Here is a 14224-nt window from a genome sequence, read left to right as displayed (position 1 = left end):
ATTAAAATAATGAATAGTCATTATCATAGCGTTTAACTAAATAGTTAGTTATCATTATAGTCACAAAGCAGAAGACTGACTGATATAAACAAGATGCTGCTGACATCCCAACTTCTCCAGATTGTATAAGTGACCTAAATGTAAATGTATCTATAACATCAGTTGCATTAAATAAAGGTCCATTATTTCCTATGATTTGATAAAACATTTGAAAATCGCCTCTAAAAATATTTCCTATTGCAAGTAATGTAAGTATTATCATTGTTGGTACTAAACTTGGAATTGTAACCTTAAAAATTCTTTGAAATATATTGGCTCCATCTATCTTTGCTGCTTCATATGTTTCTGTATCAATTCCCATTATTGCAGCTAAATATAAAACAGTACCATATCCAACATTTTTCCATGCTGATACAAATATCAATATAAATGGCCATACAGCTGTGCTAGTATAGAAATTAAACTTTTCTCCACCTAATTTAACTATTAATGAATTTATAGTTCCATTTTCTAAATTCAGCATATTATATGCTATAATTCCAACTACTACCCATGATATAAAATATGGTAAAAACATTGCTGTTTGTGTAAGCTTTTTGAAATACTTTCCACCAATTTCAGCAATCAATATCGCTAGTCCCATTTGTAGTATTGTATTTACTGTTATAAAACCTAAATTATAAAGTATAGTATTTCTTGTAACAATCCAAGCTTGCCCAGAAATAAAAAAATACTTAAAGTTGTCAAATCCTACCCACGGGCTACCTAATATTCCATCTCTGAAATTATAATTTTTAAATGCCAGAATAGTTCCTCCCATTGGTATATAATTGAAAATAAAGAAATAAAGTATCGCAGGTAACAACATTAATAATAAGATTCTATTTTTCTTTAAAGTCAATAAAAAACTAGTTAATTTGCTTTTATCAGTCTCTGGTGTAACACATACATCATCAATTGACATATCTAATTTATGTTCCATAAGTTATCCCCCTTTTCTTTTATACGTTTTCACTATATTAAGGATATCATCCTAAGAAGATATTTTTTTAGTAAAATATTTTACTTTAGGTAATATATTTAATTTTTATTTGAAATTTAAAATTTTTATTGTATACTGATTATGATAAATGTAAATGTTATCTTAAAAACATTCCTTTCTTGATAATTTTCTAATACGTATTTCATGAACACATTAAAATCATTGAGATTGGGGGATAAACCGATGATAAATTTATTAATTGTAGATGATGAAATCTTTACACTTGAGGGGTTAGTTGATATATTACCATTAAAAACTTTAGGCATAACAAACACAAAACAAGCCTTTGATGGAGTAAATGCTTTAGAAATAGTTAAAGATTTTAAACCTGACATACTTTTAACAGATGTAAAAATGCCCAGAATGAATGGTATAGATTTAGCCTTTGAAATAAGAAAACTTTATCCAGACTGTTCAATAATATTTATGAGCGGATATTCTGATAAAGAATATTTGAAATCTGCTATACAATTAAAAGCAATAACCTATGTAGAAAAGCCTATTGAACTTGAAGAACTAGAAATTGCTATTAAGAATGCTATCTTAGAAAATTCAAAATCCAAAACAATAAATTATAATATAGAAGATACTCTAGCCTTAGAAATGACAAAACCTTGGGATATTTCAAGAATTGAAGATATCCTTAGTTCTTGTGTTTCAAAAACAATGAGTAACTTAATATATGAGTCATCATTTTTAACTATATTAATACCCATTAATATTTCAATTACAGATAATAAAATACTTTCTGAATTAAGAAATGTATGTAGACTATATAACTTTAATTGTTTTATATCTAAAAAAGGGGATAATCTTATTATAATACAATTATTTTTTTCCAAAAATAATGCTACCTCTAATTTTTCTAATAGCGTATTTACTTCTTTATTTGATTCTTTTGGTGAGCATTTATCAAATTATACTGATTATTTTATTTGTGTTGGAAAAATAGTACATTCTATAAATGAAATTTATGATTCATTTATGAGTGCTAATGAAGTTACGAACTATACATTCTTTTATAATTACAATTCTGTCATATTTCCATCATCAAATAATACTGATGATTATTCTATAGGTTCAGATTTTTCTTCTAAGTTTAATGGATATCTTTTAAAAGAAGACAAATATAATCTAATTTTATTTATAAAGCAATTAACATTAGAATTTAACAAATATAGATCTACTCCTATATCATCAGTTAAAGATACTTATTATAAATTAATTCTGCTTGTATCTAATTTTGCAAACACGCGAAATATATCGTTTACCAAGCATACAAATCATGGAGATATATTTGAATTAATTTTAGAGTGCCCTAATATATTTGTTTTAGAAAAACTATTTATAGATTTTATAGAAGAAATATTTGCAGCATTAGAAGATACTTCTAAAAAAAGTGCTCCTGTTGTTGCTGTTTTAGATTATATACACCAAAACTATTCTAGTCCAAGCTTATGCCTTGAAGAAATAAGCAAAAATACTTTTTTAACACCAACATATATATGTGTTATCTTTAAAGAGCATACATCAAAAACAGTTAATAAATATATAACAGAATATAGAACTGAAAAAGCAAAAAGCTTTCTTAAGGATACTAATATAAAAATGAGTGATGTTGCTGAAAAAGTTGGTTATAATGATCCAAATTATTTTTCTAAAATCTTTAGAAAAGCAACTAACTATACACCTTCTGAATATAGGAGGCTTTTTACAAGATGAAATTGAAATTAAAATTAAAGTTAAAATTAGTAACTCAATTCTTTTTGATATTTTCAATTTTAATACTGATACCGCTTATAATTCTTTTTGGATATACTTATACAAAAATGTCTTCAATGATACGAGAAAATATACTTGCATCTACTGAACAAGCTTTTAATCAATCTACTTCTTTTATTTCTTATAAAATTGGCAGATTATATAATACCTCAAATTCATTAGTAATAGATAACAATTTAACTTCAATACTTTTAAAAGATCCAGACAATTATCCGTTGCCTAATCAAATTCAGGACATGGAGATTTTAAGAACATATGCTTATTCTTATCAACATAATATAGATATTTCTGATATTGAAATATATTTAAATGATGATTTTATTTATTCTAATGATAAAAAAAATATTTATCCTATAAGCGCCCTTGATAATTCAAAATGGCTTGCTACTATTAAAGATCGTAACATGCGCTATTTTTGGACGCCTTATAGTTACATTTCTAGTAATGATACTAATTTTGTTGCACTAGGTAAATCAATTATAAATCCTGGAGACTATACTGATATAATAGGATATTTGTTTATAAAATTTAATAAAAGTGATTTAGAAGATATTCTGAATAAAATTAATTCTAACCCTCAAAGTTTTAGTTGTATAGTTAATTCATTTAATGATGTTATTGCTACATCTAATATGGATTTATGTTTAAAATATAAAAATATTATAAATTCAACATATCCTAGTGATAATACATCCTTAAAAAAGCTGAATTTAAAATTTAATGATATCTATATTCAAAGTACTTATATAGATAAAACGGATTGGCGCATTATAAATATTGTTCCATATAGCACAATAAACTCTAAAATTACTAATCAGAGGATCTATCTTATTTTTATTGTATTGATATTTGGAGGTACTGCACTCTTTGTTGGATATAAATTTTTTGGTTCAATAACTAAGCGTTTATCAAAAGTTATAAATGGAATGAGAGATGTTCATGCAGATAATTTAGATAATTTTATAAAAAGTGATGAAGATAATAAGGATGATGAATTAGGTGAGTTAATTAATAACTATAATTATATGATTTCTAAAATGTCTAAATTGGTTTCAGATCAATATAAATATGGTAAAGCAGTAAAAAATGCCGAGCTTAAAGCTCTTCAATCACAAATAAATCCTCATTTTTTATATAATACATTAGATATGATAAACTGGATGTCATATAAAAATATGAATTCTGAAATCAGCACTGCTGTAAAAAGTTTAGCAAAATTCTACAAACTATCTTTAAATAAAGGAAATGATCTTACTTATATTGGCGATGAATTAGATCATGTATCACTATATGTAAAAATTCAAAACATGAGATATAGAAATAGAATTTCTTTAGAAATTAATATTAGTGAAGAAATAAATAACTACTTAATTCCTAAAATAACACTTCAACCTATAGTGGAAAATTCAATAAGTCATGGTATTTTAGCTAAGGGAAATGTTAATGGTAAAATAACCATATCTGGCGACATACTCAATGATGAAATCTACTTAAATGTTTATGATGATGGAATTGGTATTGAGAAAGAAAAATTACCATTGCTTTTATCATCTGAAGAAATAGAAACTAATGGTAGTGGTTATGGATTAAAAAATATAAATCAGCGTTTAACTCTTTTATACGGGGAATCCTATGGTCTTTCTTTTAACAGCACTTATGGTTATGGTACTACTGTAACAATAAAGCTTCCATTGATAAATAAAACTGAAAATGATGAAATTTTATAAAACTAAGGAGTCTTATTATGAAAAAAGAATTCTACGATAAACCAATTTACACAATTTCAAATTATATAATTAGTTTTGTTCAGACTAGTATTCATTTTGCAATATGCAATCTGTTACTTATATTATATTTTATATTAACTGCAATTAATCCAAATACTTTTTCAATTCTGCTTCTATTTGTTGCATTAATACCACTTGGACCTTCAATAGGTGCTCTTTATTCTGTTATAAATAAATCACTTAGAGAAAAAGACATGTTTTTTTCTTCTCAGTATTTTAAAGTTTATAAAAATAATTTTTTAAATAATTTGAAGCTTTGGACAATCCTACTATCACTATTTATAATTTTATTTATGGACTTTCAGTTCTTCTATTTTCAAAAACCTAATAGTGGACTACATATAATTTTTTTAATACTTCTAATCTTTTTAGGCTTAATAAGCTTATATGTTTTTCCTATTAATTGTCGCTTTGAAGTTAAAATAAAAGATTTACTTATAACCTCTCTTTATTATATGATTAAAAAATTTCCAACAACAATATTAAAAGCCGTATTAATATTTCTAACATACTATTTATTTAAAAATGTTTCTGTCATATTTTTATTATTTGTTCCAGTAATTCTTTGTTTTATATTTTCTTATTATGATAAAAATATGATTTTAGAACTTGAAAATCGTAGCATAACAAATATTAAATCTATTTAGTCAATATACTTAAATAGTGGGCATTGCAAATGCATGAAAGTCCTGTATAAACTAAAAATCATGCATAAATAGAGCAAATTATCAATATATGCATGGTTTTTATTTATAAAAATTTATACATAAACATTTTACAATAGCCCTTTATACATTTTTTACATATTCTTTTATAATGTAACTTATTTAATCACTTATGAGCTCACTAGCTTCTATATATGGATTTCTATATCTATTTTTCTTAATTGTACTTTTTCCAATATTAATAGCTTTTTTAGGACATATATTTATACATGCCATACAATCTACACATTTTCCATTCCATTTTGCCTTATTGCTTTCAATTGTAATATTATTTACAGGGCATATTTTTTCACACATATTACATCCAATACAATTTTCATTCACATTAAAATTCTTATCTTTATTTTTTAATACATCTTTAAAAATTTTATATTCAAAGCAACCTATTCCATACTTAAATGCTGCTTCTTTTTCTTCTCTTTTTGATATAGACTGTATAAATTCTTCTATCTTACTATCATAATTTGCTATTGCATTCTTTGCACGTTTTTCTGTAGGATTGGTTCCCATTTTTGTATAATTTGAGATATATTTAACTGTAAGATAATTATTTATATTCCTTCCTAATAATTTATTAATTTGATAAAAGCTTGTATTAGCACCACCTCCTCCGGAAACTCCAATAGCAAAAACATATGCATCTGAATTTATTTTTACTTTTGAAAGAAAATCATACATTACTATTGGCACACCAGCATAGTGTATTGGATAAATGAATCCTATAATTTTATCTTCAATTTCAAAACTTTCTTCTCTTAAAGCTTTTGGAATAGATATAAGTTCACAATTTTCAAATGCATATTTTATTTTTTTAGCTACATATAAGCTATTTCCTGTTGCTGTATTATATAATATCTTCATAATTCCTCCTTGATTTATCTCATCATATTTTCTGTTATATTTAAAAATAATTTTGTATATTCATTTCCTATTCGACTAGTTGCAATTGTAATCAGTACTTTTCACTCATTTTCTTTCTCTACTTAATTTTATATTTTGATAATCATCGAATTGTATTTTTAAGAATTAAATCTAGGAGCTTCTAATATACTATTTGCTCTCAAAGTTAACTCTTTTATTTACTATATATGTTTCTTTCAAAAATATATTCTGAAATGTTTATTGCTTACTTTTCTTTTTTAATCCCATTTGGTACTTACCTATAAATGGTGCAGCTATTTTTCTTGGAATCATAACAAGTAATTTATTTTCAATGCCAGGTATTACATTCCCTTTTCCTTTCATAAGAGCATCATATCCCTTTTTAGCAACAAAGGCTGGATCTTTTGCTTTAGGATTATCCTCCTTACCTTCACGTTTGCAAAAATTAGTTTTAGTAGCCCCTGGACAAAGTGCTGTAACAGTAACATTATATGTCTTTAATTCGTGTGCAATCGCTTCAGTTAATGATAGTACATATGCTTTGCTAGCATAATATACAGCAGTATATGGTCCTGGATGATAAGCTCCTGTTGATGCTACATTTAAAATTTTCCCGTGTTTTCTTTTAGCCATTTCTCTTCCACAAAGCTTAGTTAATATGGTTAAACTACTCATATTTAAATTCATCATCTCATAATCTTTTGTTATTTCTTCATTAATAAATTCATTTACATATCCAAACCCTGCATTATTAATTAGGATGTCTACGTTAATATTATTATTCTTTATTTCTTGATATAATTCTTCAGCAGTACCTTTTTTACTTAAATCTTTCTCAAAAATATAGACCATAATTTTATATTTTTCTTCCATGTCTTCTTTCATGTTTTCCAGTACTTTGATATTTCTTCCTGAAAGTATAAGATTATACTTATTCTCAGCAAATATTTTAGCAAATTCATAACCTATTCCACTAGTTGCTCCTGTTATTAAAACATATTCTTTCATTTACTTTTCACCTCTTGTGAATATATTTCTATAGTTTTATATATATCGAATCATATATTTATATTTGTCCTTATATTAAATAAAATTCGGCCTACTTATTTGTCTATTTTAAGCATACTGCAAGCTTCATTTACTAGCTCTTCATTTATCCTGGCAATAAGGTATTTCCCTTTTTTTTCTGTGAAAATAAGTCCGGCATTTGTAAGCTCTTTTAAATGATGCGAAATAGTAGGTGCACCAATATTAAATTTATTAATTATATCTGTAATAAAACACCCACAACATTCATCATCTTCAAAAGATTTTTCATTACATTTCAAAATTTCTAAATATATTTCTAATCTATTTTCATTAGACAATGCTTTAAATATTTTTGCTAATTCCTTTGAATCCATAGTTCCTCCATAAAAATTGTACATCATAATTCTATCTTTGCATAACAGTTTGATACTTATCGAATTGTTATTTTTATAATATTCTTTTATTTTATCTCTGTCAATAATCTTTAAAGATGTATTGCACAACATAAATAAGGGATGTAGTAAGTTTATAGTGAAATAACCGAAATAAAGTTCTCAAATTGGGCTCGCTTGCTTAAAAAATGAAGCAAGAATTTTTTTAGAATGTAATAAACGTACATTAACATCTTAATTCTGTCAAAAACACATTTGTTTTTTGAGTCAAGCATAAATTATAACAAAAATAAATTAGGTATCTATGGTTTTAGAGAAAACAAAGAAATTCAATATATGAATATGCGTAGTATTGTATTGGAAATTTCAGCTTTTAAATTCTTTGGCAGAGGCTGTTCCAAAATTGTTTGTCCGAAAACCTGCTTTTTGGAGCAAACATTTTTGGGCGCAGCCTCTGCCATTAGAATTTTTAGCTGGAATTTCCCTACAATCGAGCATATCATATATTGAATTTCGGTTATTTCTCACTAAACTCTGATTCTACACAATATCTTTATTAAACGCTTGTTCTAAATCATAAATTATATCATCAATATGTTCTGTTCCAATTGATAATCTTATTGTGTTTGGTTTAATTCCACTTTCTCTTAATTCTTCTTCGTTCATTTGTGAATGTGTAGTACTTGCTGGATGAATTACAAGAGATTTAACATCTGCAACATTAGCAAGTAATGAGAAGATCTCCAATTTATCAATAAATTCTTGAGCTTCTTTTACACCACCTTTAATTTCAAAAGTGAAGATTGAACCTGCTCCATTTGGGAAATATTCTTTATATAATTTATTATATTTACTATCTTCTAATGCTGGATGATTAACACTTTCAACTTGTGGATGATCTTTTAAGAATTCTACAACTTTTAATGTATTTTCAACATGCCTTTCAACTCTTAACGATAGTGTTTCTAACCCCTGTAATAATAAGAATGCATTAAATGGGCTTATGCATGCACCTGTATCTCTTAATATAATTGCTCTTATTCTAGTTACATATGCTGCTGCACCTACAGCTTCTGCAAATTTTATTCCATGATAGCTTGGATCTGCTTCTGTTAATTGTGGGAATTTTCCTGATCCAATCCAGTCAAACTTTCCTGAATCTACAATTACTCCACCTAATGATGTTCCATGTCCACCAATAAATTTAGTTGCTGAATGAACAACAATATCTGCACCGTGTTCTATTGGTCTGAAAAGATATGGTGTTGCAAATGTATTATCAACAATTAATGGTATTTTATGTTTATGTGCAATTTCTGCTACTGCATCCACATCTATAAGACTTGAATTTGGATTTCCTAGTGTTTCTATGAATATTGCTTTTGTATTATCTTGTATAGCTTTTTCAAAGTTTTCTACTTCATCTGCATCTACAAAAGTTGTTGTTACTCCATAGTCTGGAAGTGTATGTGCTAGTAAATTATAAGATCCTCCATATATAGTTTTAGCTGCAACTACATGATCCCCTGCCTTTGTTATATTTTGAATTGAATAAGTTATTGCGGCTGCCCCTGATGCCACTGCAAGTCCTGCAATTCCTCCTTCAAGTGCTGCTACTCTGCTTTCAAATACATCTTGTGTTGAATTAGTTAATCTTCCATATATATTTCCAGCATCAGCTAGTCCAAATCTTGCTGCTGCATGTGCACTATTTTTAAATACATATGATGTTGTTTGATATATTGGTACTGCTCTTGAATCTGTTGCTGGATCTGGATTTTCCTGTCCTACATGAAGTTGTAATGTTTCAAATTTTAATTTTCTTTCTTCTCTACTCATTGATATAACCCCCGTTTTAATAATATATTTTAAACCACATAAATATGATTTATTACAATAAAGATATCCATTTAAAAGTTAATTAATATCTACTATATTTAAATTTTATCGAATCAGAAACTTCATCTTCAATGGTCTTTTGTAAAACTAAGCTGATCTTTATCGCATAATAAAAAGCTACTTTCAAAGATAAGAAAGTAGCATAAATTCTATTATTATACAATCTTATCTCTCAGATAAAAATATCTGCAGGATTTAGCACCTTAAACTATACTAATGATATATAATTCAGGTTGCCAGACTTCATAGGGCCAGTCCCTCAGTCTTTCTTGATAAAATAATTAAATATTCGATTAAAGTATTCTTATTGAATTACTATGACATGAGTATATATTCTTTATTCATATATGTCAATACTTTTTTCTATATTATTCATTTTTTTACTCATTATATGTTTTTTACAAAAACACAATATTATATGTTACTACATATAATATATTAAAAGTTTATCATTGTCATATACTTGAGCATGAAGATAATGATATGATGAGACCATTTAAAGTTATCGAGAATTCTGTTCCAGTAGAATAAAACTATAAATTTAAAAAAATAAATGACTGATTGATGTATAACCAATATCAGTCATTTATTATTTTATTTGCATATGAATCTAATTTCTATATTCATCTATTTTTATAATAATAATTCTTAAAATATCACTATTATGCTAATATTCAGTTATATATATTCTATAAATAACTGAATATTAGCATAATATTTAAAAATGTAACTATCAAACCAATAGTCCATAAAATAATATTTTCAATTAAAGTATTTTTATATTCTCCCATAACTTTTTTAGATGAGGTTAAATAAATTTGTGTAAAAATAGTTATTGGTAATTGTACGCTTAATAACATTTGTGAATATAATAAACCATTAAATGGATTGTTAACAAAAAATATTATTATTAAAGCTGAAATAACTGTAATCAATACACCCATTTTTGTATTTCTATCATCTATATCATAAGATTTTTTGAACATTCCAGCAAATATTGATCCTCCTGCCATTCCAGCTGTAACAGTTGATGCTATTCCTGAAAAAAGTAATGCTATCGCAAATATTATTGCCGCAGAATTTCCTAGTAGCGGTTTCAATAATTCTTGTGCTTGTTCAAGTTCTGTTACTGAAATATTATTTTTGAAAAATGTTATTGATAAAAGTACCATTGCACTATTTATAATAAATCCTATTATCATAGATAACAATGTATCCATAAATTCATATTTTAATTGTCTCTCCATTATGGATTTATCTTGAAGATTCCATTTTCTACTTTGAATTACTTCTGAATGTAAAAACAAGTTATGTGGCATAACCACTGCACCTAACACACTCATTATTACTGGTATAGATCCACTTGGTATAGATGGAATTATCCAGCCTCTAGCAGCTTCTCCCCAATCAACATTAACTAAAGCCACCTCAAATATAAAGGCAATTCCAACTATTGATACAAAACCAATTATTACTTTTTCTATTTTTCTATATGAATTTGAAAATAGCATATATATTATTAAAATTGTTGCTATTAAAGCTCCAAATTTTATAGGAATACTAAAAAGCATTTTTAAAGCTATAGCAACCCCTAAAATTTCTGCCATTGCAGTCCCAATTGCAGCTAGTATTGCTGTTGATGTTATTATTTTACCTATGGTAGGTCTTATATACTCACTTATTGCTTCTGAAATACATAAGCCTGTAACTATTCCCAAATGTGCAGCATTATGTTGCAATACTATTAACATTATAGTTGATAGTGTTATCATCCATAATAGTTTATATCCGTAATCAGATCCAGCTGCAATATTAGATGCCCAATTTCCTGGATCTATAAATCCAACTGTAACCAAAATTCCTGGTCCTACATATTTTAAAAATTCCTTTCCATTAAATTTTGAAGCATTCTTATTAAAAATTTTTTTTTCTATATTCTTCATATTCTTCTCCATATAGTCCTCCTTTCTTTACTACTTAAATATATTCTTTTCAATTTATTTAAAATAATATTAAAGCCATTTAATCTAACAAGATAATTAACTAATAGTTTAACTAGCAATTCATTTATATTATGCAATTATCTTTATTAATTAACAATTTTTATAGTCATTATTATTATAGTACTCTAGCAACGAAATGCAACTATGTGATTCAATTACTTTGTACGTAAATGACCTCGTATATTGTTAAATTTATTAATATACGAGGTCAAAAAAATATTATTTTTCTATTATACAGCAATAAATAAAAATTATTTTTTAGTCTTGAAAACTATATTTTTACCATCTGATGTTAATTGTATTTGCCCTTGAGTGTCAGTTCTATATGTTTCTATATTATGGTTTTTTATTTTTTCTAAAGTTTCTTTATGTGGATGTCCATATTTATTATCTAAACCACAACTTATGACTCCATATGTTGGAGATACAGCATTTAGAAACTCCTCACTTGATGATGTACTTGAACCATGATGGCCAAATTTTAATACATCAGATTTCAATTCAGAAGAAGTATATTTCTCTAGAACTTGTTTTTCAGCTAATTCTTCCGCATCACCTGTGAACATTAATTTTGTTTCTCCATAAGTCAATTTCATAATAGGAGAATAATCATTAAAATCATCATAAGCATCATCTATTGGCGAATACACATCTATTCGCGCCCCACTTCCTAAATCAATGCTAGTTCCATCTTTTATAGTTTTTATTTTTAGCCCTTGATTAGAAATTGCATTTATCATATATTCGAATGTCTTAGTTGTATTACTTACTTTAGGCATATAAAAGTTTTCCACATTATATTTCTTTAATACATCCGTCATTCCACCTATATGATCTTCATGTGGATGAGTTGCTATTACAATTTCAAAATCATCAATATTCTTTTCTTCAAGTTGTGACATTAACTTTTCTACATCACTTCTTGGACCAGCATCTATTAAAATATCATAATCATTTACTTTAACATAAATTGCATCACCTTGACCAACATCTAAATATGATACCTCTAGCTGTCCTGTAACTGGTCCTATTTCTTTGTTACTTATAAAATCATTTCCAAATAAATAGCTTCCTAAAGCAATTAAGCCAAACACTATTATTGTTATAACTTGTGCTTTTCTATTTCCTTTATGCTTTTTCATTGTCTTCTTAAAAGCGTTCTCTAAGTTTTTGTTATTTTTACTCATCTAGTCCCCCTTACTCACAAATATATACTTTAAATAGAAGTTTAGTAATATTTATGAAAACATGTGTTCGTGTCTATTTTATTATACTTTATTTTTTCTATTAAATAAATCTTTTTCTTCTATATAATTTATATTTATACAAACTAATCTAAATTTCTTACTTTACATCATAAAAATCAGAAAATTAACTATTCTATAGAATTTCCACATAACATCATTATTTAACATTAAATTTGCAAAGCTCTTTACAAATATAAATTATTGTTAGATAATAATTGTATACGAATGGAGGTAATATTTATGGAAAATATAATTTTAGAAGAAGGAATGAAGGCTCCTGATTTTACTTTAATGGGATCTGATAAAAAGGAACATAAGTTAAGTGATTATACAGGCAAAAAAGTTATATTATATTTCTATCCAAAAGACAATACTCCTGGATGTTCACTTGAAGCACAAAACTTCAAAGCTCATATAGATGAAATTAATGAAAAAGATGCTGTAGTAATAGGTATAAGTAGAGACACATTAAAATCTCATGATAAATTTATAGAAAAATATGATTTACCTTTCTTATTACTTTCTGATACTGAAGAAGTTGTTTGTAATCTATATGGAGTATTAAAAGAAAAAACCATGTTTGGTAAAAAATGTTTCGGCATAGAAAGAAGTACTTTTGTAATCGGAAAAGATATGACTATTGAAAAAATATATAGAAAAGTAAAAGTTGCTGGACATGTTGAAGGTCTTGTATGTTCACTATAATAAAAAAGTTATCTTATGTTAATATCATAAGATAACTTTTTTATTCTTTATGCATAAATTTATTCTTTATTCATAATTTCCCATAATTAGCACCTAGCTAGTAAACGCGACTCAATTTTGCTTATGAAATTATATTTGTAGATAATACATAGATAGTGTTTAGATAAGTATAGTTATATATTATATATAACATACCTAAAGAATAATAAATAAAAATTATTTGCAATCTAAAAAGAGATAGTTATTTCTAACTATCTCTTAAACTTACCTAGCAACGTCCTACTCTCCCACACAGTCTCCCATGCAGTACCATCGGCGCTATAGACCTTAACTTTCCTGTTCGGAATGGGAAGGAGTGTTACCTCTATGCCATCATCACTAGATACATAAATTTCCGAAATCTATGATTTCGTTGAAATTTAGTACTCATCAGCTTGCCTGATTGAGTTTCCTTAATCCCAAAATCTCGATTTTGTTGCAAATTAGCACTCAGCGAGCGAACGCGAGTCGAGTTTCCTTTTGAAAATCTAATCTGCTTAAAATCTTGATTTAACAAATTCCTATAAAAGAACTTAATGTTCTTTCAAAATTGCACATAGTTCCTAATGTATTACAACTTAATTATTGGTCAAGCCCTCGACCTATTAGTATCAGTCAGCTAAATACGTTACCGCACTTACACCTCTGACCTATCAACCTTGTAGTCTTCAAGGGGTCTTACTAGCTTATGC

The 14224-nt window shown here is 26.6% G+C and carries 12 protein-coding genes, 2 rRNA genes and 1 riboswitch; of the genes, 5 read left to right on the top strand and 9 right to left on the bottom strand.

Annotated elements, in window-relative coordinates:
• Window position 1: 1 nt before the first annotated feature.
• Entirely contained in the window at window positions 2-982 is a 981-nt protein-coding gene (locus tag BN2920_RS07120) for an ABC transporter permease (RefSeq protein ID WP_083498742.1), read from the bottom strand.
• A gap of 243 nt (window positions 983-1225) precedes the next feature.
• Here BN2920_RS07120 and BN2920_RS07115 point away from each other — a divergent pair, with 243 nt between their 5' ends.
• The 3 genes from BN2920_RS07115 to BN2920_RS07105 are packed head-to-tail and all read left to right on the top strand — an operon-like array spanning window position 1226 to window position 5258.
• The gene (locus tag BN2920_RS07115; RefSeq protein ID WP_058294340.1) at window positions 1226-2764 is read left to right on the top strand and encodes a response regulator transcription factor; all 1539 of its coding nucleotides are present in this window, start codon (window positions 1226-1228) and stop codon (window positions 2762-2764) included.
• Window positions 2761-4551, top strand: a complete 1791-nt coding sequence (locus BN2920_RS07110) for a sensor histidine kinase (RefSeq protein ID WP_058294339.1) — start codon at window positions 2761-2763, stop codon at window positions 4549-4551. The genes BN2920_RS07115 and BN2920_RS07110 overlap by 4 nt, the downstream gene beginning before the upstream one ends.
• Window positions 4552-4568: 17 nt before the next feature.
• On the top strand, window positions 4569-5258 hold the full coding sequence (locus BN2920_RS07105; RefSeq protein WP_058294338.1) for a DUF624 domain-containing protein: 690 nt from the start codon (window positions 4569-4571) through the stop codon (window positions 5256-5258).
• A gap of 180 nt (window positions 5259-5438) precedes the next feature.
• On the opposite strand, the gene BN2920_RS07100 is transcribed toward BN2920_RS07105, so the two are convergent.
• The 4 genes from BN2920_RS07100 to BN2920_RS07085 form a co-directional block, all read right to left on the bottom strand.
• The gene (locus tag BN2920_RS07100; protein WP_058294337.1) at window positions 5439-6197 is read right to left on the bottom strand and encodes an EFR1 family ferrodoxin; all 759 of its coding nucleotides are present in this window, start codon (window positions 6195-6197) and stop codon (window positions 5439-5441) included.
• A 258-nt stretch (window positions 6198-6455) separates the two neighbouring features.
• Complete coding sequence (locus BN2920_RS07095) at window positions 6456-7226, bottom strand: SDR family NAD(P)-dependent oxidoreductase (protein ID WP_058294336.1); 771 nt, start codon at window positions 7224-7226, stop codon at window positions 6456-6458.
• A 95-nt stretch (window positions 7227-7321) separates the two neighbouring features.
• Window positions 7322-7648 carry an ArsR/SmtB family transcription factor gene (locus BN2920_RS07090; RefSeq protein WP_242868332.1) on the bottom strand — a complete coding sequence of 109 codons (327 nt, stop codon included), beginning with the start codon at window positions 7646-7648 and terminating at the stop codon, window positions 7322-7324.
• A 531-nt stretch (window positions 7649-8179) separates the two neighbouring features.
• Window positions 8180-9478, bottom strand: a complete 1299-nt coding sequence (locus BN2920_RS07085; RefSeq protein ID WP_058294334.1) for an O-acetylhomoserine aminocarboxypropyltransferase/cysteine synthase family protein — start codon at window positions 9476-9478, stop codon at window positions 8180-8182.
• Window positions 9479-9700: 222 nt separating this feature from the next.
• A riboswitch (SAM riboswitch) is annotated at window positions 9701-9817 on the bottom strand.
• Window positions 9818-9868: 51 nt separating this feature from the next.
• Here BN2920_RS07085 and BN2920_RS22580 point away from each other — a divergent pair.
• The gene (locus tag BN2920_RS22580) at window positions 9869-10069 is read left to right on the top strand and encodes a multicopper oxidase domain-containing protein (RefSeq protein WP_083498892.1); all 201 of its coding nucleotides are present in this window, start codon (window positions 9869-9871) and stop codon (window positions 10067-10069) included.
• Between the two features lie 158 nt (window positions 10070-10227).
• On the opposite strand, the gene BN2920_RS07080 is transcribed toward BN2920_RS22580, so the two are convergent.
• Together BN2920_RS07080 and BN2920_RS07075 are read right to left on the bottom strand one after the other, a co-directional pair.
• A complete protein-coding gene (locus BN2920_RS07080; RefSeq protein ID WP_058294333.1) occupies window positions 10228-11493 on the bottom strand; it encodes an Nramp family divalent metal transporter in 1266 nt (421 codons plus the stop codon).
• A gap of 299 nt (window positions 11494-11792) precedes the next feature.
• The gene (locus BN2920_RS07075; RefSeq protein ID WP_058294332.1) at window positions 11793-12728 is read right to left on the bottom strand and encodes a ComEC/Rec2 family competence protein; all 936 of its coding nucleotides are present in this window, start codon (window positions 12726-12728) and stop codon (window positions 11793-11795) included.
• A 300-nt stretch (window positions 12729-13028) separates the two neighbouring features.
• Here BN2920_RS07075 and BN2920_RS07070 point away from each other — a divergent pair, with 300 nt between their 5' ends.
• Complete coding sequence (locus BN2920_RS07070; protein WP_058294331.1) at window positions 13029-13493, top strand: peroxiredoxin; 465 nt, start codon at window positions 13029-13031, stop codon at window positions 13491-13493.
• 266 nt (window positions 13494-13759) lie between these two features.
• Here the strand turns inward: BN2920_RS07070 and rrf are convergent.
• Both rrf and BN2920_RS07060 read right to left on the bottom strand, forming a co-directional pair.
• Window positions 13760-13876, bottom strand: a 5S ribosomal RNA gene (gene rrf / locus BN2920_RS07065).
• Window positions 13877-14117: 241 nt separating this feature from the next.
• A 23S ribosomal RNA gene (locus BN2920_RS07060) occupies window positions 14118-14224 on the bottom strand; the annotation flags it as partial.

The organism is Clostridium neonatale (genome assembly GCF_001458595.1).
GTDB classification, from domain to species: domain Bacteria; phylum Bacillota; class Clostridia; order Clostridiales; family Clostridiaceae; genus Clostridium; species Clostridium neonatale.
This window is presented reverse-complemented; position numbering and strand designations above follow the sequence as displayed.

Coding starts and splice junctions, on each gene's coding strand:
- BN2920_RS07120 (WP_083498742.1), bottom strand. CDS start 982: ATGGAACATAAATTAGATATGTCAATTGATGATGTATGTGTTACACCA.
- BN2920_RS07115 (WP_058294340.1), top strand. CDS start 1,226: ATGATAAATTTATTAATTGTAGATGATGAAATCTTTACACTTGAGGGG.
- BN2920_RS07110 (WP_058294339.1), top strand. CDS start 2,761: ATGAAATTGAAATTAAAATTAAAGTTAAAATTAGTAACTCAATTCTTT.
- BN2920_RS07105 (WP_058294338.1), top strand. CDS start 4,569: ATGAAAAAAGAATTCTACGATAAACCAATTTACACAATTTCAAATTAT.
- BN2920_RS07100 (WP_058294337.1), bottom strand. CDS start 6,197: ATGAAGATATTATATAATACAGCAACAGGAAATAGCTTATATGTAGCT.
- BN2920_RS07095 (WP_058294336.1), bottom strand. CDS start 7,226: ATGAAAGAATATGTTTTAATAACAGGAGCAACTAGTGGAATAGGTTAT.
- BN2920_RS07090 (WP_242868332.1), bottom strand. CDS start 7,648: ATGATGTACAATTTTTATGGAGGAACTATGGATTCAAAGGAATTAGCA.
- BN2920_RS07085 (WP_058294334.1), bottom strand. CDS start 9,478: ATGAGTAGAGAAGAAAGAAAATTAAAATTTGAAACATTACAACTTCAT.
- BN2920_RS07080 (WP_058294333.1), bottom strand. CDS start 11,493: ATGGAGAAGAATATGAAGAATATAGAAAAAAAAATTTTTAATAAGAAT.
- BN2920_RS07075 (WP_058294332.1), bottom strand. CDS start 12,728: ATGAGTAAAAATAACAAAAACTTAGAGAACGCTTTTAAGAAGACAATG.
- BN2920_RS07070 (WP_058294331.1), top strand. CDS start 13,029: ATGGAAAATATAATTTTAGAAGAAGGAATGAAGGCTCCTGATTTTACT.